Here is a 19,938-nt window from a genome sequence, read left to right as displayed (position 1 = left end):
TTGCATGCTAGCGCAATTACGCCATCATGCAAATATTTTCAGTCCGTACCGAGATCGAACGCGGATGCCTCGTTCGCGGCATCCGTCGCGCCGGCGAGCTCTTCGCGCTCGGCGTCGTAATCCGACGCGTGCTCCGTGATCTCGCTTGCTTCGCCCGCCTCGACGCGCCCGACCAGCGCGCCGGTCGCGCCGCCGATGAGACCGAGCGCGGCGTACTGCTCGAGGCGCGACCGCGAATCGGCGATGTCGAGATTGCGCATCGTGAGCTGCCCGATGCGGTCGGTCGGCCCGAACGCGGCGTCGCCGACGCGCTCCATCGAGAGCTTCTCGGGGCCGTACGAGAGGTTGGGCGACGTCGTGTCGAGGATCGTCCAGTCGTCGCCGCGACGCAGGCGCAGCGTCACGGTGCCGTTGACGGTCGAGCCCACCCACTTCTGGATCGACTCGCGGAGCATGAGCGACTGCGGTTCGAGCCACCGGCCCTCGTACATGAGCCGACCGAGGCGGCGACCCTGCTCGTGATAGGTCGCGAGCGTGTCCTCGTTCAGGATGCCGTTGACCAAGCGCTCGTAGGCGATGAACAGCAGCGCCATGCCGGGGGCCTCGTAGATGCCGCGCGACTTCGCCTCGATGATGCGGTTCTCGATCTGGTCGCTCATGCCGAGGCCGTGGCGACCGCCGATGCGGTTCGCCTCGAAGACGAGTGCGACGGGATCGTACGTGACCCCGTTGAGTGCGACCGGGCGACCGCCCTCGAACGTCACGGTCACATCTTCGGCAGCGATCTCGACCGCGGGGTCCCAGAAGCGGACGCCCATGATCGGGTCGACCGTCTCGAGCGACACGTCGAGATGCTCGAGCGTCTTCGCCTCGTGCGTCGCGCCCCAGATGTTGGCGTCGGTCGAGTACGCTTTCTCGGCCGAGTCGCGATACGGGAACCCGTGCGCGACGAGCCACTCGCTCATCTCCTGCCTGCCGCCGAGCTCCGTGACGAAGTCGGCATCGAGCCACGGCTTGTAGATGCGCAGCGCGGGGTTCGCGAGCAGACCATAGCGGTAGAACCGCTCGATGTCGTTGCCCTTGTATGTGGATCCGTCGCCCCAGATGTCGACGCCATCCTCTTTCATGGCGCGGACGAGGAGCGTGCCGGTCACGGCGCGGCCGAGCGGGGTCGTGTTGAAGTACGTCTTGCCCCCGGAGCGGATGTGGAACGCGCCGCACGCGAGGGCGACGAAGCCCTCTTCGACGAGCGCGGTCTTGCAGTCGACGAGCCGCGCGACCTCGGCGCCGTACTCGAGCGCGCGGTCGGGGATCGCCTCGATGTCGTCCTCGTCGGGCTGACCCAAGTCGCCCGTGTAGGTGCAGGGGACGGCGCCCTTGTCGCGCATCCAGGCAACCGCGACCGAGGTGTCGAGCCCTCCCGAGAAGGCGATGCCGACGCGCTCGCCGATGGGCAGGGACTGGAGGACCTTCGACATGCACTCGAGTCTATCGAGCGTGGAATGCCGGACTTTGGCCGCGCGGAGCCGCTAGGCCGGTAGCTCGGTCGGAGAATGTCGCCTGCGTCGGATGATTCCGGGCGAGATTCTCCGACTTCAGTGACATCTTCCGACCGGGGCGCACGGGCGTCGCCGGTGAGTCCTTCCCCAGAGCGGAGGACTCAGCTCAGGGTGATGCCGGTGATCGTGACGGGCGTCGCGGGTGTCTCCGTGCCGTCGACGACGCTGACGCGCAACCTGCCAAGGCGAGAACGAGGACGCCGACGAGCGGGGCGAGGCGAGATGCGCGCATTCGTCCAGGGTGAGACGTGGCGGCGGGGCTCCCGTGCGAGGGTGACTCGTCGATCCCGGGCGGGAGGACGGACCGCGGTTTCACATGGAGCACTCCAGTAAACAGCCGCCACACTTTCCGCTTGCCGTGGTGATGAATATGCTGAGATCCGGGCCCGCCGACAAGGGGGATGGTGATCGTGAAACGCACTCGACGTCCGCTGATCTCGGCACTCGCCGTCATCGCTCTCGTCGCCGCATCCGCGATCGGCGTCACGCAGCCGGCTTTCGCCGCCGACGGCGACGTGCTGGTCACCAAGACCGCGAGCGTGACGACGGTCCAGCCCGGTCAGACGTTCAGCTACACGATCGTGGTGAACTGCACGTCGATCCTCGCGGGGTGCACGAACGCCACCTTGACCGACACGGTGCCCGACGAGTTCGAAGTGCTCGGGGCGACCGTCGGCACGGGACTGCAGGGCGACGTCAACGTCGACGGACAGACAGTCGACGTCGATTTCACGATGCCGATGGCGGGCGGGACCGTGGGACTGCCCGCCGGCACGACCGGCATCGTGACGATCCAAGTGCGCGCGCGAGATGATCTGCCCTACGAGGCGAACGGCATTCCGGTGCCCAACACCGCGACGACCGACGCCGACACGCAGACATCTGGCCCGCTCTCGAGCACCGTCGACGTCACCCCGGTCGTCCCGCTCGAGTTGGCCACCACGATCGACAAGACGATGGATCCGCCCAGCGCCGTCGCGGCGCCCGGCACACCCGTCACGGCGAGCATCACCGCCGGCAACACCTCCAACGCCGCCGTCGATACGGTGACCATCACCGATCCCGTCGACCCGGAGGCGCCCGGCAACCCGTTCGAGTCCCTGCCCTTCACCGGCATCGACTCCGTCACCTATCCGACCGGCGCCGAGACGGCGCAGGTGCTGGTCTGGGACGGCGACTCGTGGGAGCCCGGCCCGGTCGCAACGGCCCCGGCGACACCGCAGCCTCCGGCATCCGTGCCGAACGACGACGTGCTCGGTGTGCAGGTCGTCTTCACGAGCACCGTCGACCCCGGCATCGAAGCCGGCGCGACCGGCGGTGTGGCGATCGGGATGGAGCACGGCCCGGACGCCCAGAGCAGCCCCGACAACGTCACGGTGACCAACACCGCCCAGAGCGAGGTCGACCTCGACGGCAGCACCGCGACCGCGGAAGATTCGGCGACGCATCAGATCATCGCCGAGGACGTCGAGGTGAGCGCCGGCAAGTCATTCAGTCCGACACAGGTCGCCGCCGGTGACGACTCGACCGTGACCCTCACCGCCGGCAACCAGAGTGACTTCGCGCTGACCGACATGACGATCACCGAGCCCAGCCTGGTCGGCGGTGATCCGTTCGCCGACGGCTTCGACGCCTCACTCGTGTTCACCGGCTTCTCCGGAGGCGTCGCCTACCCCGCGGGTGCGACCGCGGGCACGGTCACCTACTACTACGACGACGACACGAGCGAGACGCTCGCCTTCGCAGACGGGGCGACCCCACCGCCTCCGAGCGGCACGGTCGTGCGATTCCAGATCACGTTCACCGGTGACATCCCACCCACCGCTCAGACCTCGATCCCCTTCGACGTGATGACCGATCCCGAGCAGACCGGGTACCCCGCGGACCTGCCGAACGAGGTCACAGTCGAGGGCACGGGGCCCATCGGCGGCACGGGTTCTGCGACGGCGTCCGACATCCTCCAGGTCTTCGAGCGACACATCGAGACGATCACCGGCAAGTCGATCTACCCCGACGCGCTCCTCGATCGTCCCGGGGAGTGGGTGCTCGTCACGCTGTCGGGGCAGGTGGCGCCGTTCCCCAGGACGACCACTGATGCGACGGAGGTCGTGATCCAGGATCCCGAGACCGTCCCCTACGACGTCGACGGGACCTTCTGGGACGAGTTCGACGCGACCGAGATCACGCAGACGGCGGTGCCGGCCGACGCGAGCTTGTCGATCAATTACTGGGACGGTGATTCGTGGGAACCCCTTCCCGGGGCTCAGGACATCCAGGGCCCCACGACGCCACCCGCCTTCTCGATGGACATCCCGGTGGGCTTGCAGGACGACATCCTCGGTCTGCAGTTCGTCTACACGGCGCAGCCGGGTGAGTCCTTCCCTCCCGGCACGTCGTTCGAGCCGCACTTCACCGCGGACAAGCGCACGGATGAGCGCGACGACACGACGGTGACCGAAGCACCGGATTCGGTCGCTAACTGCGGATCGAGCTCCGCCACCGCCCCCGGCGTGGACTCGACCCCGAGCGCGGATTCCGTGGCGTGCGACGATCTTCCACTCCTCCCGGTCGACGACGGCGATGGGGACGGGCCCGACGTGATGGACAAGTCGATCGCCCCGTCGACGCTCACATCGCGCGCGCAGCAGCAGGCGACGATGACGTTGAACTGGTCGACGGGCGGCTTCTCGAACATCGACTCCATGACGATCCAGGACGAAGCGGCTCCGCCGACCAGCACGCCGACGTCTCTCGCCGGATCGTTCTACGATGCGTTCGACATCATCGCGGTTCCGCAGATCACGACGACGATGGACCCGCACCTGGAGTTCGATGAGATCAGTGCCGTCCAGCTGTGGGACGGCACGACATGGCGCGACCTGGCGAACGACCCCTGCCCGGCCGCCTGCGACGGAGGCTTCGGCGGCGTCACGCTGACAGCCGCCGACCGGGCAGCAGCCCTCGGCATCCGCCTCGTCTTCGCAGAGAGCCCGACGCGTGCCGGGACGATCGTCGGCGACCCCACGGCGCCGCCCGTGGGCAGCGGCGTCGCACGCTCGACAGGAAACGACCGGGCCGTGGAGATCGTCGTAGAACTTCGCGACACGCGCCGTTCCGACGGCGCGCCGGCGATGGGCGACCTGGACTACAACAGCGACGACACCGGCGAGGTGCTCAACACCTCGGCGGCGACGGGCGTGGACGGCGGGCAGACGGTGCTCGACTCGGAGGATTCAGCGACCGTCCTCATCCTCGACGTCCCGCTCAATGTCACGCTCGACAAGACGTGGTCCAACAGCCCCTTCGGCGTGCCGCCCGACGGTATTCCGCAGTCCGACTACCCGACGGGCCGCGTGACGCTCGTCGCGACGAACCAGACGGCCAGCAAGGTCGACTCGCTCGTTCTCGAGGATCCCGCGCCCGGGTCGCCGGAGAACCCCTTCACCTACTTCACCCTGATCGGCTTCACCTCGATCGGCGTTCCGCCCGGAGCAGACCCCGCACAGACCCTGGTGACCCTCAGCAGGGATGCCGACGGCGATGGCGTCGCGGACGGGAGTCAAGCGTTCACGATCAGCGGCGCGCTCGCGCTGACGGAATTCGAGCTGGCGAACGTGGTCGGTGTCCGGGTCGAGTACGACGGGCGAATCGACGCGGGGGCCACCGCGACGGTGGCGATGGACCTCCGTCTGCGCGAGTTCGTGCGTGGGCAGCCCACCGAACGCGTCGACCAGGACGCCAGCCCAGTCGACAACGTCGCCGTCGTCGACATCGCCGATGCGGGCGGCGGCACGGCAGGGAACATCACCTCGGACGAGGACTCGGCGTCGGTCGAGATCACGGATCTCGAGCTCACCGTCGTGGCGGACAAGACCTTCGAGCCCGACACCCAGACGGAGCCCGACGACAGCCCCGTCGTGATGAGCCTGAGCGGCCAGCCGACCGGGTCGGCTCGCACCTATGGGATGCGGATCGAGGATGACGCGCCGACATTCTGGAACGCCTTCGACTACGCCGGTATCGACCCCGCCTTCACGCTCACGACGCCGATCAATCTCGTTCGGATGAGTGTCTTCACGGGCGGCGCTTTCAGCGACACCGGCACCGACGTCGCGGTCACCGGTGGTGCATGGACTGTGGGCCCGTGGCTCACGGAGGCGGCATTCGAGGCCGATCCGCTTCCGCCGGGCATCGCCGCGGGAGCGGTCCAAGGCGTTCGCTTCGAGTTCCTGCGCGATGACGACGGTGATGCCGTCGACCCGCAGCAGTGGGAGAACCCGACGACGCCCCTGCAGGTCGTTCCGGTGCTCGTGGAGCGGCGGGTCGATCTGCGCACGGGCGGCGCCGTTCCGAGTGACCGTTCGGATCTCGAAGCCGCGCCGGGCGAATCCGCGCCCGGCCAGTTCAGCAACGATCAGACGACGACGATCTGCTCCTTCCTCGGCCAGTGCGGACCAGAGCAAGGCGGGGAGGGCGAGACGGCGACCGCCGTGGCGGATGACGTCATGCACTTCGTCCACGCGACCACCGCGGTCGAGGTCACCAAGTCCCCTGTGGATGGCTCGGCGTACGCGCCCGACTCCGTCATCCCGTATCAGCTCACGGTCACGAACAGCGGCGACTGGCCCATCGAGGATCCCGTCATCGTCGACGATCCGCTGCAGGACGGCCAGCTCCTCGTCGACCCGTACGGCACGAACCCCGCCGGGCCGTACCGCTTCGCTCTCGCGGGCACCGCACCGGTCCCGCCGAACGGAGCGCCGATGCCGGTCGATCCGGCAGAGGTCGACATCGAAGACAGCGGCGGCCAGTTCGTCTTCACGTTCCCCGAGGGCACGGTGCTCGAGGTCGGCCAGAGCTACACGATCTCGATCGATCTCGTGTTCGCTGTGGGTCTTCCCGGCGGCACCGTCGTGACCAACGAGGCCACCGTCACCGGTGACCGCCCCTTCGACGAGTGCAACGGCACGCCTGGGCCGGTCGACGAGTGCGCAGTCGACACCGCCGTGACCGTCATCTCGGCCGGAGCCACGCGCTCGGGCAAGGGCGTGCGCCCGATCGACGACTCGCTCGGCGCGACGAATGCCGTGACCGGTGACGAGTGCACTCCGAACGCCCTGCCGATCGCCGACCCCGCCGAAGAGGGCTTCTACCAGGTGGCGTGCGTCCCCCGTTCGAAGCCCGGGGGCGAAGTGGTGTGGCGTCTCGCGATCCTCAACACGGGGAACATCCCGATGGACACTCTCGTCATGATCGATCGGCTTCCGGCTCCGGGCGACACGGGGGTGCTCAGCGGCCTGCAGCGAGAATCGCAGTGGCGGCCAGTGTTCGCCGGCGGCGTCGAGCTGGTGGCGCCGGCCGCGGGCGCGACCATGAACTACCTCGTGACCACGGGAGAAGTGTGCGCGGACGACCTCGACGCCACGCTCGACCCGTCGTGCCCGCCCGGATCGTGGGTCGACCCTTCGACGGTCGCCGATCTGTCGACCGTCACCGGGATCAAGGTCATCGTGGAGTTCGCCGCAGGATCCGAGCTCGCCCCCGGAGGCATCGTCCTGGTGGACTTCGACACCATCACGCCCGCGGTCTCGCCGGCCGCGGGGGCCGACACGATCGCCTGGAACACCGTCGCGACGGGTGCGCACCTGACCGAGGTCCAGACCAACGGCAGCTCGGACATGAGCCCCATCGAGGGCACGAAGACGGGCGTCGCGCTCGCGACGGGCTCCCTGCGGGTGGTGAAGACGACCAGCGGAGACGGTGAGCGGTTCGCGCCGGACAGCTTCCACGTGCAGCTCCAGTGCACGTCCGCGGTCGGCACACCCGTCGAAGAGGTCCTGCCGCCCATCGACCTCACGCTGACCGCCGACGAGGCGCAGGTCGTCGACGATCTTCCCTGGGGTGCGGAGTGCGAACTCGTCGAAGGCGACAACGGACAGGTGGATGCCGGTGGCACGGGCGGTGTCGTGGTCAGCCAGGAGCCTTTCGGCACCGCAACGCTCGACAACGTGTACGACCTCGCATCTCTCACGCTCACGAAAGTCGTCGATGACGGCGGAGCTGTGGATCAGAACGGCGACCCGATCGAGTATGGGCCGTTCGAGGCAACCGTCGAGTGCACTTTCGTGGGTGCGCCCGTCTGGGGTGACGGATTCACAGAGTCCCCCATGATCGTCGAGATCACCGAGGGCGAGCCGGTCACGATCACGGGCCTGCCCGCGGGAGCGGAATGCCTGGTGTCCGAGTCCGACACCGACGGCGCCAGCAGCGTCGTCGTGGAGGGAGAGACCGGCGATGGCCCGGTCGGGCCGGGCGACGAGTCCGGCATCACCGTCATCCTCACGCCCGATGACGGTGAATCGTCGACGAACTCGGTCGACATCGAGAACACCTTCACCGTCGGCTCCCTCGATCTGCTCAAGGTCATCGATCCGGCCGACTCCGTCTTCGCCAACGGGCCGTACGTCGTCCACGTCACCTGCACGCTCGACGGCGACACGACGTGGGACGGCGACGTCGTCTTCGACGCCCCGGCGGATGACCCCGCCACCCCCGACGATGACACCGACTTCGCTGCGACGATCGACGACATCGCCACGGGGTCCTCCTGCAGCGTCGAGGAGACCGACGACGCCTTCGCCGACAGCTCGACGGTCAGCCCGTCGAGTGTCACGATCGGCGACGGCACGGCCGTATCGGTCACGATCACGAACTTCTTCCCCGAAGGCACTCTCACCGTCACCAAGCAGCTGGCGGGCGACACGACCTGGGCGCCGACGTCGTACACGGTCCGGCTCACGTGCCTCGACCCGACCTCGGGGGCGCTCTTCCTCGACATCCCCGGCGGGCCGACTCGTGACCTCACCGAGGCGACGGGCTACACGGCGGCCTACGACCCGCTGCCCGCGGGCGCGATCTGCGTGCTGGTCGAGAGTGACACCGGCAACGCGTCATCCACCGTCATCCAGGACGAGAACGGCGATCCTGTCGGCCTCTTCTTCATCGACGAGGACGTCGAGCTCGACTTCACGGTGGTCAACACCTTCGAGACAGGTCAGCTCGAGGTCACGAAGCAGACGTCCGGCGACGGCGCCGACCTGTGGGGCACGAACGAGTTCGAGATCGAGCTGTCGTGCGTCGCCGACATCGGCGACGGCCCGGTCGAGATCGACATTCCCGGCAGCGCCGTCCGATCGTTCAGCGATGGCGAGACCGTCCTCTACGACCAGCTCCCCCCCGGTGCCGAGTGCACCGTCGCCGAGACGGACGACGGGGGCGCGTCGAGCGTCGAGATCACCCCCAACGACGGCACCGATACCGCCACCGGCGTCGCGGTGGTCGACGCGGGTGCGCCCGTCGAGCTCATCGTCGACAACAGTTTCGATGTCGGCGAGCTCGTGGTGCAGAAGGTCATCTCCGGGGACGGCGAGCAGTGGGCGAACGGTGAGTTCGTGGTCGAGCTCACGTGCACGTGGGACGGCTCCGGCGCCGCCGAGGAGATCGTCGTCCCGGGTGGTGCGGTGCGCACCCTCTCGCGGGCGACGGGAATGTCGACGACCTACACGGACCTTCCCGACGGAGCGATCTGCTCGGTCGAAGAGACGGACGATGCGGATGCCTCGGCGGTGACGATCTCGCCGTCAGCGATCGTCGTCACACCAGGTGCAACCGTCACCCTCACCGTCGACAATCGCTTCGACGCCGGATCCATCCATGTCCAGAAGGTGTTCAGCGGACCGGGTGAAGCGCTCGGCCGGCAGACCACCTTCACCGTCGAGCTCTCCTGCGAGTCGTTCATCAGCGGCAACAGCGGCGCGATCGACATCCCCGGTGGTGCCGTGCGCGTGCTGCGCCTGCTGAACGGCTTCCAGACGACGTACGATTCCCTTCCCGACGGTGCCGCGTGCGTACTGAGCGAGATCGACGATGGCGGGGCGACCTCCACGACCATCACGCCTGCGGACGGCAGCGTGACGGTGGGAGCGAACGACGAAGCGGAACTGATCGTCGACAACTTCTTCGATTCGGGTGATCTCGTGCTGCACAAGGTGCTCGAGGGCGACGGCGCGGAGTTCTTCGGCACGGGACCGTTCGTGATGCACGTGACCTGCACGCTCGAGACGTCGGGCGGTGGAACGAGGACGGTCTACGACGAGGACGTCGTTCTGGGCGGCGATGAGCCTCTGGACGCGACGATCACCGGCATCCCCACGGGCTCGGTGTGCGCGGTCGAAGAGACCGACGACGGTGTCGCTGACGAGAGCGTGGTCGAGCCGTCTCAGGTGACGATCGGCGCAGCGCAGGACGCACCGGTCGAGGTCACGGCGACGAACACCTTCCTGATCGGTTCGCTCACCGTCGACAAGGTCGTGACGGGCGAGGGTGCGGATGAGCTCGGCCAAGGTCCCTTCGAGGTCACCATCCGCTGCATCGACCCCGCCGGCGGGCTGACCCAGGTGGTCATTCCCGGAGGAGCCTCGCGTCCTCTCACGGCCGAGAACGGCTACACGACGACCTATCAGGCGCTGCCCGCGGGCGCGATCTGCGGGATCGCCGAGACGGATGACGGCGGGGCGGACTCAAAGCGCCTGCTGAATGCCGAAGGCGAAGAAGTCGGGCTGATCACGCTGGAGAGCGGCAGCCGGGTGGGCTTCTTCCGGGTCCAGGCGGGCGCCGAGCTCAGCTTCGTGCTCGAGAACACCTTCGACCCGCCCCTGCCACCGACGGGCTTCGACGCGGCGCGTGCGGGAGCGGTCGCGACTGTGGGCGTCGGGCTGCTGGCGCTCGGGCTCGGACTGGTCGTCGTCAGGCGTCGGCGCCGGGCGTGAATCGCGGGTCGCCGACCTCGGCGTCGGCGCGTCCGTCTTCGCGCGCACGGCCGATCCAGACGACGAGGAGTCCGATAGCGATGATCGCGACGGCGATCCCGACGATGTAGAGCGCCACCGTTCCGTAGCCGTTGTCGAAGTTGTTCGGATTGAGGAACGGATACGGGTACCACCAGGGGTCGCCGGTGGCGGGGTTCGTGACCAGGTTGGCCCGGATCAGGGTGTACACCACCCAGACGATCGGGAAGATCGCGATGATGCCCACGGTCTTCCATGCGAGGCCTCGGCGTTTGGGCGCGAGGAGCAGATCCAGGAGGAGGAAGACCGGCCCGATGAGGTGGAGCACCTCGTTCGACCACGGGATCGGCTCGGTTCCCTCGTAGAGCGGCACGCTGCGCAGCAGGGTGTTGTAGACGATCCCCGTGATGATCATGTACGTCGTCACCGACGCGAGCGCGACGGCCAGTCCGCGAGGTTCCGACGAGTACTCGTCGCGCCGCCCGGTCGTGAGGCCCCAGATAGCGACGAGCACGAGCACCACGGCCGCCAGCGCGTTCGAGAGGATCGTGAAGTAGCTGAAGAAGTTCCAGCCGACCGTCGCGATGTCCTGCCCGTTCGCAGCGGCACGTGACATCGACTCGATGAGCTGGGCGACGATCGCCGCGACGACCACCCCCGCCATCGCGATGCGGAGGATCGACCAGGTGAGAGCCCAAGCGGGGGTACGCAGCATGGGCACACCCTATCGTCGGTCTCGCGCCGTGCCTCGGTAGGATGGGGTGTAACCGTCCGAACAACGGGGGAGTGGCCCATGCCAGGCATTGTGATCATCGGCGTCCAATGGGGAGACGAGGGCAAGGGCAAGGCGACCGACCTGCTCGGCGATCGCACCGACTGGGTCGTCAAGTTCAACGGCGGCAACAACGCCGGCCACACGGTCGTGATCGGCGACGAGAAGTACGCGCTGCACCTGCTGCCCTCGGGCATCCTGTCGCCCGGCGTCAACGCGGTCATCGGCAACGGCGTCGTCGTGGACCTCGAGGTGCTGTTCTACGAGCTGGAGGCGCTGCACGCGCGCGGCGTCGACACGTCGCGCCTCAAGGTGAGCGCCAACGCGCACATCATCACGCAGTACCACCGCACGCTCGACAAGGTGACCGAGCGCTTCCTCGGCAAGCGCCAGATCGGCACGACGGGCCGCGGCATCGGGCCCGCGTACGCCGACAAGATCAACCGCGTCGGCATCCGCGTGCAGGACCTCTTCGACGAGAACATCCTGCGCCAGAAGGTCGAGGGCGCCCTCGATCAGAAGAACCACCTCCTGGTGAAGATCTTCAACCGCCGCGCGATCACTGTCGACGAGATCGTCGAGGAGCTGCTGTCCTACGCTGAGCGCCTGCGCCCGATGGTCGCCGACACGTCCCTGCTGCTCAACACCGCCTTGGACGCGGGCGAGGTCGTCGTCTTCGAGGGCGGACAGGCCACGATGCTCGACGTCGACCGCGGCACGTACCCGTTCGTGACCTCCTCGTCGGCGACGGCGGGCGGCGCGGCCACGGGCGCCGGCGTCGGGCCCAATCGCCTCGACCGGATCGTCGGCATCGTGAAGGCGTACACGACGCGCGTCGGCTCGGGTCCGTTCCCGACCGAGCTGTTCGACGATCAGGGAGAATGGCTGCGCTCACGCGGCTTCGAGTTCGGCACGACGACCGGCCGCCCGCGCCGCGTCGGCTGGTACGACGCACCCATCACGCGCTACGCGACGCGCATCAACGGCATCACCGACCTGGTGCTGACGAAGCTCGACATCCTGACCGGACTCGACGAGATCCCGGTCTGCGTCGCCTACGACGTCGAGGGCGTGCGGTTCGACGAGGTGCCCGTCAACCAGACCGACTTCCACCACGCGACGCCGATCCTCGAGTACTTCCCGGGCTGGAAGCAGGACATCTCCACTGCCCGCACGTTCGACGAGCTCCCGCTCGAGGCGCAGGACTACGTCCTCGCACTCGAGGCGATGAGCGGCACGCGCATCTCGGTGATCGGCGTCGGCGCGGCGCGCGACGCCGTCATCGTGCGACACGACCTCGTCGACTGATGCGGTTCCTCCTCGGCGGGTACACCGCCGACATGGATGGTCACGGCACCGGGATCGGGATGCTGCTGGCAGGCGCACCCGACGACGCGCTCGCCGGCGGGGCACTCGGATTCACGGGTGAGGTCGCACCGGCCGACTCGCCATCGTGGGTGGCGCGGCATCCATCGCTCGACGTCTTCTACGCGGCGCTCGAGAAGCGCGGCGCCGTACAGGCGTTCCAGCGCACGGGTGAGTCGTCCTTCGCGGCCTTCGGCGACCCCGTTCCCGCCGGCGAGGCGACGTGCCACGTGGCCGTCGCCCCCGACGGCGGATCGCTCGTGGCGAGTTGCTGGGGCGATGGCCGTGTCGTGCGGATGTCGCTGGATGCCGCGGGCCGCCCGTCGTCGCCGGTCATCGCCGCCGCCGCGGTGGATCCCTACGGTCCATCGGCGGAGCCGCAGGTCGGCGACCTCGATCTGGCCGCGGCCGCGCGCGCCCTGCGCGAAGCGGCGGGCGCCGAGTTCGCGCACCTCGTACCGGATCACGACGAGGCGCCAGAGGCCGAAGCTTCCGGCTCCCGCCCCTCACGCGCCCACGAAGCGGTGTTCCTGCCCGGCGGGCTCATCGCGACGACCGACATGGGGCTCGACCTCGTGCGGTTCTGGCGTGCAGGCTCGCGCGGACTCACGGGCGTGGGCCAGGTCGTGCTCCCGCACGGCAGCGGGCCGCGCCATATGGTCTGGCACCCGAGTGGGCACCTGTACGTCGTCGCCGAGCTGTCGTGCGAAGCGTTCGTGCTGGCTCCGGATGCCTCGGGCGCGTGGCGCCTGGTCGGTGGCGCTCCCCTGGGCGCAGGAACGCTCCCGGGTGACACGGCGGCGGAGCTCGCGGCATCCCGCGACGGCGATTTCCTCTATGCGGGGGTGCGCGGGAGCAACACGATCGCGACGCTGCGCGTGCGCGGTCAGGGCGAGAGCCTCGAGCCCGTCGCGCTCGTCGAGGCGGGCGTGGACTGGCCGCGCCATCACGTCGTCGTGCGCGACACGCTCCTCGTCGCCGGTCAGCTCTCCGACGAGGTCGCCTCGCTCGCGCTCGATCTGCGGACGGGCGTGCCCGGCCGCGTGCGTCACCGCGCGGCGGCTCCGAGCCCGACCTGCATCCTCCCGCTCGTCTGAAGCACTCCCCCCTCACCGCTTCGTGGGGGCGGCGCCGCTAGAGCTTGGCGTCCTGCTTGGGTATGAAGACCTGTTTGATGATGAGCAGGATGGATGCCGTGACCGGCACCGCGATGAGCGCCCCGAGCAGGCCCAGGAGCGTGCCGCCGATGAGGGCGCCGATCACGACGAGCGAGCCCGGGATCGAGATCGCCTTGCTCATGACCCGAGGAGTGATGACGTAGGCCTCGATCTGGATGTAGATGAGGTACGCGATGCCGAAGATGAGTGCCGCGAGGGGGCTCGTGAACAGCGCGAGCGCCGTGGCGAAGATCCAGTAGAGCACGGGACCGACGAGCGGGATGATCGTGATCGTGAAGGCCAGCACGCCCATGAGGAGCGGGTAGGGCAGCCCGAGGATCAGGTGCAGCGTGAAGGCCACCACCGAGTTGAAGAACGCCAGGACGACCATGCCCATGAGGTAGGCGCCGATCGAGTCGGTGATCTCGTCGGTCATCGCGTGCACCTTCGTGCGGTTGCGCGCCGGAGCGAAGCGGACGAGCGACTCCTTGATCGCGGGCAGCGAAGCGACGAAGTACAGCGTCAGCACGACGACGATCAGCAGACCCGAGATCGCGGTCGCGATGCCAACGCCGACCTTGAGCACTCCGCCCGAGATCGCGGCGATGTTGGCCGGGTTGGTGAGGAATTTCTGGACGTCGTCGACGAGGTCGGTCAGGCCCTCGCCGAAGATGCCCTCGAGCCAGTGGTAGAAGTCCGACGCCATGAAGTTGTTGATCGTGGCGGGGAGCGTCGAGAAGAACTGCGTGATCTGCGTCACGAGGGTCGGGACCACGAGCCAGAGCAGTCCGGCACCCACGACCACGAGGACGAAGAACACGATGACGATGCCCCATACGCGGGAGACCTTGTGCCGCTCGAGCCACTTGAGGACGGGATCGAGGCCCAGCGAGGCGAACATCGCGAGTGCGATGTAGATGAGGACCGTCGCGATGTTGGTGATCGCGATGCCGAGCAGGATGGCCGCCAGGCCACCGAGGGTCACGAAGAAGCCGACGGGGAAGGGGCTGTCGAGTCGCGCCCAGAAGGCCTTGGTGGGCGGCGCGGAGGGGGCGTCAGATGCGTCGGCCGCGGCATCCGTCCCTGCAGTCGGATCCACGGCGAGGGGGGCGGAGTCGTCGGTCATGCGTCACACTCTAGAGCCGCGTGCGGCTCACCCGCTCGCCCGCCGCGGGTGATCTCTGGGCCGCGCTACGCTCGGAGCCATGAGCGACGCCGACCCGACGCAGACACTGCTGAGACTTCGCAGCAGCATCGACAACGTGGATGCCGCCCTGATCTTCCTGCTCGCCGAGCGCTTCAAGTGCACGAAGCAGGTCGGTGAGCTGAAGGCCGAGCACGGGATGCCGGCATCCGACCCCGCACGTGAAGAGCGCCAGCTCGCTCGCCTGCGCACGCTGGCGCACGATGCCGACCTCGATCCCGAGTTCGCCGAGAAGTGGTTCAACTTCGTGGTGGCCGAGGTCATCCGCCACCACACGGAAGCGGCCGACGGGCGCTGAGCACCCGTCGGCCGACCGTAACCGCGAAGCCGGCGGCTACGGGATCGCCCGCCGCAGAATGGCGAACGAGATCGCGGCGAGCACTGCCCCGAGGAGCACGCCCCACAGCGCGAGCCCGAGCGCCCCGGTGACGGCGAACCAGGTGAAGACCTGGACCCAGGCGTTGGCGAAGCCCGTGACCCACATGAGCCCGACCAGCACGAACGCGATGCCGACGAGAACCACGGTGAGCCAGAGGGCGCCCCAGCGCTTGTAGATCGTCGCCGCCCAGAAGCCGACGACGAAGAACAGCATCGCGACCACGAAGTAGATGAAGAACGCGGCAAGGGGTCCCGCGGCCCAGATCCAGTCGAAGTAGAAGAAGTATCCGTTCATCCCCCAGCCGTGCGTCGCCTGCTCGACGAGACCGCCGATCACGAAGATGATCGCCAGCATGACGGCGGTCACGAGCGCGGCACCGAGGGTTCCCAGGAAGAACTCGCGCCGTGTCACGCTCATCGCCTGCGAGAAGGGGAAGCTGAGCGTCAGCGCCTGCACGCCGACGACCATGAAGTACCACAGCGGTGCGCCCGAACCTCCGCCGACCTTCACGGCGTCGGTCGGGATCATCGCGTAGATCGCGAGGCTGAGCAGGAAGGCGCCGACGAGGACGATCAGCGGTACCCAGATGAACGTCTGCTTGTTGACGAACTGCATACGGACGACGTTGATCGTGCGGCTCATCGGAGTGCTCCTTCGTCGAGAGGGGAGGGATGCTGGGACCCCGCCGCGTGCTGCGTCGTGCGCACGATGAGCTGCTGCAGGGAGACCGGCGCGACGTCGAGACCCGCGGCCTGCAGGGCCTCGCGGTCGGCGGGAGTGAGGGCGCCGAGCACCGTGACCGACGACACGCGACCGAGGCTCTCGCGATGGATGACTTCGCGGCCCGCGACGAAGGCCTCGACCGCGGCGGTGTCGCCGACGATGTTCGCCGCGCGGTCGCGCACGGCATCCGTGTCCTCGTCCATGATGATCCGGCCACGATCGATCACGAGCACGCGCTCTATGAGGTTCGACACCTCGTCGATGAGGTGGCTCGAGAGGATGACGGTGCGCGGGTGCTCCGCGTAGTCCTCGAGCAGGCGGTCGTAGAAGATCTGACGGGCGACCGCATCGAGACCGAGGTACGGTTCGTCGAAGAACGTGATCTCGGCACGCGCCGCGAGTCCGATGATGACGCCGACGGCCGACAGCTGACCGCGCGAGAGCTTCTTGATCGTCTTCTTCATCGGCAGCTGCAGCTCGTCGATGAGGCGGTCGGCCAGCTCCTGGTTCCAGTTCGGGAAGAAGAGCCGCGCCGCACGGAAGGCGTGGCGGGCGGTCGAGTCATCCGGGTACTTCTGACTCTCGCGAACGAAGCACATGCGCTGGAGCACCTTCGCGTTCTCGTAGGGGTTCTCGCCGAAGACGCGCACATCCCCCGACGTCGCGAAGTTCTGCGCCGTCAGGATCGACATGACGGTCGTCTTGCCGGCGCCGTTGCGGCCGAGGAGACCGTAGATGGTGTCCTTCTCGATCGAGAAGCTCACACCGTCCACCGCGAGCGTGTCGCGGTAGCGCTTGGTGAGGTTCTTCACCTCGATCACGTTCGTCATCGTGCGCTTCCTTCCGTCGTGGTGGATCGTTCGTGGATGAGCCGGGCGAGGTCGTCGGCGTCGAGGCCGAGGTGCCGCGCTTCGGCGAGCAGCGGATCGACGTAGCGATCGGCGAAGGCGGCGCGGCGCTCGGCGAGGAGTGCGGTGCGCGCGCCCTCGGCGACGAACATGCCGATCCCGCGTCGCTTGTAGAGGACGCCCTTGTCGACGAGCATGTTCACTCCCTTGGCGGCCGTCGCGGGGTTGATGCGGTAGAAGGCGGCGAGCTCGTTCGTCGACGGCGCCTGGGTCTCTTCGCCCAGACTTCCGTCGATGATGGACTCTTCGACGCTCTCTGCGATCTGCAGGAAGAGCGCCTTGCCTTCTTCGATCACGTCGCTCCGCTCTGTTGGTTAGTTACTTGACTAACTAACCATGCAACACGAACCAGCCCCCCGTCAACCCCGTTACGCGATTCTCAGAAAGAGCGTCCGAGGCGCCACCGAAACAGCGTGATTCCGCGGCAGAACGGGCAGCTCGTGTGGGATTTGGCTGGATCGGCGACAGCCGGTATCACGGGCGCGCGTCGCACACCATGGCAAGCCGAGGAGGGACCGCATAGTGATTTGCCAGGTGCATCCCGGTCATGAAACGTTTGATCGTGGCCCACAGCAGGGCCTTGATCCGACCAGTCCGCGGTCGTCGGAGGTCTCTCCCGGAGCCTGACCGACGAGCGTACGGTCGGCGGTCTTTGCCGCGGATCCGCATCCGCCGCCGTTACCCCCGCCTCACGGACGGGGCTCTGCGTGGCCGCCACCCGGGCGTGACCGATGCAGCCCATGCACCGGGCTGCCGAGGTGCAATCACGTGACCGTTTCGCCTGCCATCGAGGTGAAGAACCTCTACAAGGTCTTCGGCCGCAACCCGCGAGGGGTCGTCGAAAGGCTCCGTGCCGGCGCGACCCGTTCCGAGGTCGCGGATGCCGGGACAGCAGCTGTCATCGACGCGAGCTTCGACGTCCGTCCCGGCGAGATCTTCGTCATCATGGGTCTCTCGGGCTCGGGCAAGTCGACGATCATCCGCATGCTCAATGGGCTCTTCACCGCAACGGACGGAACCATCGCCGTCCACGGCGAGTCCGTCACCGACACGGTGCCGTCGAAGCTGCGAGAACTGCGACGCGACCGCATCTCGATGGTCTTCCAGCACTTCGCGCTGCTCCCGCACCGCACCGTCGCAGCCAACGTCGCGTATCCCCTCGAGCTTCGCGGGGTTCCCAGGGCCGAGCGGCTCGCGAAGGCCGCCGAGATCCTGGCGCTCGTCGGCCTCGAGGGCTGGGGCGACAAGCTGCCCTCCGCTCTTTCGGGCGGCATGCAGCAGCGCGTCGGGATCGCCCGGGCACTCGCCGCGGACCCCGACGTGCTCCTCATGGACGAGGCGTTCAGCGCTCTCGACCCGCTCATCCGACGCGAGATGCAGGAGCAGCTCCTCGAGCTCCAGCAGACGCTCCAGAAGACGATCGTCTTCATCACGCACGACCTGAACGAGGCGATGTTCCTCGGAGACCGCATCGCCGTCATGCGCGACGGACGGATCGTGCAGGTCGGCACGCCCGAAGACATCCTGACCGACCCGGCGAACGACTACGTCGAGCAGTTCGTGCAGGACGTCGACCGCGCTCGCGTGCTCACCGCGGCGAATGTGATGGAGCGCCCGCGTCCTGTCGTGACCGATACAGCCGGACCCCGCACAGCGCTGCGCGAGATGCGCGACGCCTACATGTCGGCGGCGTACGTCGTGAGCCGCGACCGGACGCTGCTCGGGGTCGTGAGCGACCGTGACGCGGTGAAGCTCGTCCGCGCCGGTGAGAACTCGATCACCTCGGTGATCAAGCGCGTCCCGCAGAGCGTGGACGAGGACGAGATCCTGATGAACCTGTTCGTTCCGGCTGTCGAGTCGCCGCTGCCGCTGGCGGTGGTGGATGCCGCGGGGCGTCTCACCGGCGTCATCCCGCGTGTGACCCTGCTCGCGGCGCTCGGACCGGGACCCGGCGCGACCGGGGAGATCAGCCTGCCTCTGCAGCCGATGCCGGTGAACGAGATCGACGCGATCCTCGACCAGTCCGCGCCGGGGCTGAACGCACAGGAGGTGCGCTGATGGACGGCTTCCGCATCCCTCTCGGAACCTGGGTCGAGGACGGGGTCGATTGGCTCCGCGACAACCTCGCTGCCTTGTTCGACATCATCACCGTCGCGGTCCGCTGGCTCGTCGACGGTCTGACCGATGTGCTCGTCGCGACGCCCGTCCCCGTGCTGATCGCGGTCTTCGCCCTCATCGGATGGCTGCTGCGCTCGTGGCAGATGGCGCTGGGCACGACCCTGGCGTTCACGCTCGTCGTCGCGATGGATCTGTGGGTGCCGACGTTGCAGACTCTGTCGCTGGTGATCATCGCGACGCTGGTGGCGCTCGTGATCGCGATTCCGCTCGGGATCTGGTCGGCCCGCAACGACACCGTGCGCGCGATTCTCAAGCCGGTGCTGGACTTCATGCAGACGATGCCCGGCTTCGTCTACCTGATCCCCGCGATCACGTTCTTCAGCATCGGCGTCGTCCCCGGAGTCGTGGCGACGGTCATCTTCGCTCTGCCCCCCGGCGTACGACTCACCGAGCTGGGCATCCGCGGCGTCGACTCCGAGACGGTGGAGGCCGGAAAGGCCTTCGGCGCCACTCCCGGTCAGATCCTCCGCGGCATCCAGCTTCCGCTCGCGATGCCCACGATCATGGCCGGCGTCAACCAGGTCATCATGCTGGCACTGTCGATGGCCGTCCTCGCCGGCATCGTCGGTGCCGACGGCCTGGGCAAGATCGTGGTGCAGTCGGTCTCGTCGGCGCGCTTGGCGATCGGCGTCGAGGCCGGCCTCGCGGTCGTCGTCATCGCCGTCTACCTCGATCGCGTGACGGCGGCATTGGGCAACCCCGCCGACTACCGGTCGTCGCTGCGGGGCGTGCTGGCTCGCCGACGCGCCGTGCGCAGGAATGCGCGCGACATCCCGGTCGCCGAAGAGACGTCGCGCGTGGAGACCACTCCACCGCGTCGAGAGCCGTCACTGCACGGCTGAACGGG

Annotated in this window: 12 protein-coding genes; 6 read left to right on the top strand and 6 right to left on the bottom strand. The window is 68.0% G+C overall.

The features are described 5' to 3' along the window. Positions 1-38 precede the first annotated feature (38 nt). Positions 39-1,478 carry an argininosuccinate synthase gene (gene argG / locus MA876_RS04270; RefSeq protein WP_248146374.1) on the bottom strand — a complete coding sequence of 480 codons (1,440 nt, stop codon included), beginning with the start codon at positions 1,476-1,478 and terminating at the stop codon, positions 39-41. A 491-nt stretch (positions 1,479-1,969) separates the two neighbouring features. Between argG and MA876_RS04265 the strand changes: the two genes are divergently transcribed. Then, positions 1,970-10,387 carry a DUF5979 domain-containing protein gene (locus MA876_RS04265; RefSeq protein WP_248146373.1) on the top strand — a complete coding sequence of 2,806 codons (8,418 nt, stop codon included), beginning with the start codon at positions 1,970-1,972 and terminating at the stop codon, positions 10,385-10,387. Here MA876_RS04265 and MA876_RS04260 read toward each other — a convergent pair. Next, a complete protein-coding gene (locus MA876_RS04260; RefSeq protein ID WP_248146372.1) occupies positions 10,365-11,120 on the bottom strand; it encodes a Pr6Pr family membrane protein in 756 nt (251 codons plus the stop codon). The two genes, MA876_RS04265 and MA876_RS04260, sit on opposite strands and share 23 nt — an antisense overlap. Positions 11,121-11,198: 78 nt before the next feature. On the opposite strand from MA876_RS04260, the gene MA876_RS04255 reads away from it, so the two are divergent. Then, complete coding sequence (locus MA876_RS04255) at positions 11,199-12,485, top strand: adenylosuccinate synthase (protein WP_248146371.1); 1,287 nt, start codon at positions 11,199-11,201, stop codon at positions 12,483-12,485. Next, positions 12,485-13,639 carry a lactonase family protein gene (locus MA876_RS04250; RefSeq protein ID WP_248146370.1) on the top strand — a complete coding sequence of 385 codons (1,155 nt, stop codon included), beginning with the start codon at positions 12,485-12,487 and terminating at the stop codon, positions 13,637-13,639. Before MA876_RS04255 ends, MA876_RS04250 begins: the two co-directional genes overlap by 1 nt. Positions 13,640-13,676: 37 nt before the next feature. Here MA876_RS04250 and MA876_RS04245 read toward each other — a convergent pair whose 3' ends face one another. Further along, the gene (locus MA876_RS04245; protein ID WP_248146369.1) at positions 13,677-14,825 is read right to left on the bottom strand and encodes an AI-2E family transporter; all 1,149 of its coding nucleotides are present in this window, start codon (positions 14,823-14,825) and stop codon (positions 13,677-13,679) included. Between the two features lie 79 nt (positions 14,826-14,904). Between MA876_RS04245 and MA876_RS04240 the strand changes: the two genes are divergently transcribed. Then, positions 14,905-15,201, top strand: a complete 297-nt coding sequence (locus MA876_RS04240) for a chorismate mutase (RefSeq protein WP_248146368.1) — start codon at positions 14,905-14,907, stop codon at positions 15,199-15,201. Positions 15,202-15,237: 36 nt separating this feature from the next. Here the strand turns inward: MA876_RS04240 and MA876_RS04235 are convergent, their stop codons facing one another. From MA876_RS04235 to MA876_RS04225, 3 genes are read right to left on the bottom strand one after another with little or no spacing between them, the layout of a single operon-like run. Continuing rightward, positions 15,238-15,924 (bottom strand): hypothetical protein, encoded by a 687-nt coding sequence (locus MA876_RS04235; protein WP_248146367.1) that lies wholly within the window; start codon positions 15,922-15,924, stop codon positions 15,238-15,240. Beyond that, positions 15,921-16,835, bottom strand: a complete 915-nt coding sequence (locus MA876_RS04230) for an ABC transporter ATP-binding protein (RefSeq protein ID WP_248146365.1) — start codon at positions 16,833-16,835, stop codon at positions 15,921-15,923. Before MA876_RS04230 ends, MA876_RS04235 begins: the two co-directional genes overlap by 4 nt. Then, complete coding sequence (locus MA876_RS04225; protein WP_248146363.1) at positions 16,832-17,209, bottom strand: GntR family transcriptional regulator; 378 nt, start codon at positions 17,207-17,209, stop codon at positions 16,832-16,834. Before MA876_RS04225 ends, MA876_RS04230 begins: the two co-directional genes overlap by 4 nt. A gap of 472 nt (positions 17,210-17,681) precedes the next feature. Here MA876_RS04225 and MA876_RS04220 point away from each other — a divergent pair, with 472 nt between their 5' ends. Beyond that, positions 17,682-18,971: a quaternary amine ABC transporter ATP-binding protein gene (locus MA876_RS04220; RefSeq protein ID WP_248146361.1), complete on the top strand. Its 1,290-nt coding sequence runs from the start codon at positions 17,682-17,684 to the stop codon at positions 18,969-18,971. Then, the gene (locus tag MA876_RS04215) at positions 18,971-19,933 is read left to right on the top strand and encodes an ABC transporter permease (protein WP_248146359.1); all 963 of its coding nucleotides are present in this window, start codon (positions 18,971-18,973) and stop codon (positions 19,931-19,933) included. The genes MA876_RS04220 and MA876_RS04215 overlap by 1 nt, the downstream gene beginning before the upstream one ends. Positions 19,934-19,938: the final 5 nt, after the last annotated feature.

The organism is Microbacterium aoyamense, from assembly GCF_023155855.1.
GTDB lineage: Bacteria > Actinomycetota > Actinomycetes > Actinomycetales > Microbacteriaceae > Microbacterium > Microbacterium aoyamense.
Note: the sequence above shows the minus strand (reverse complement) of the source record. Positions and strands in the feature narration are given on the sequence as shown.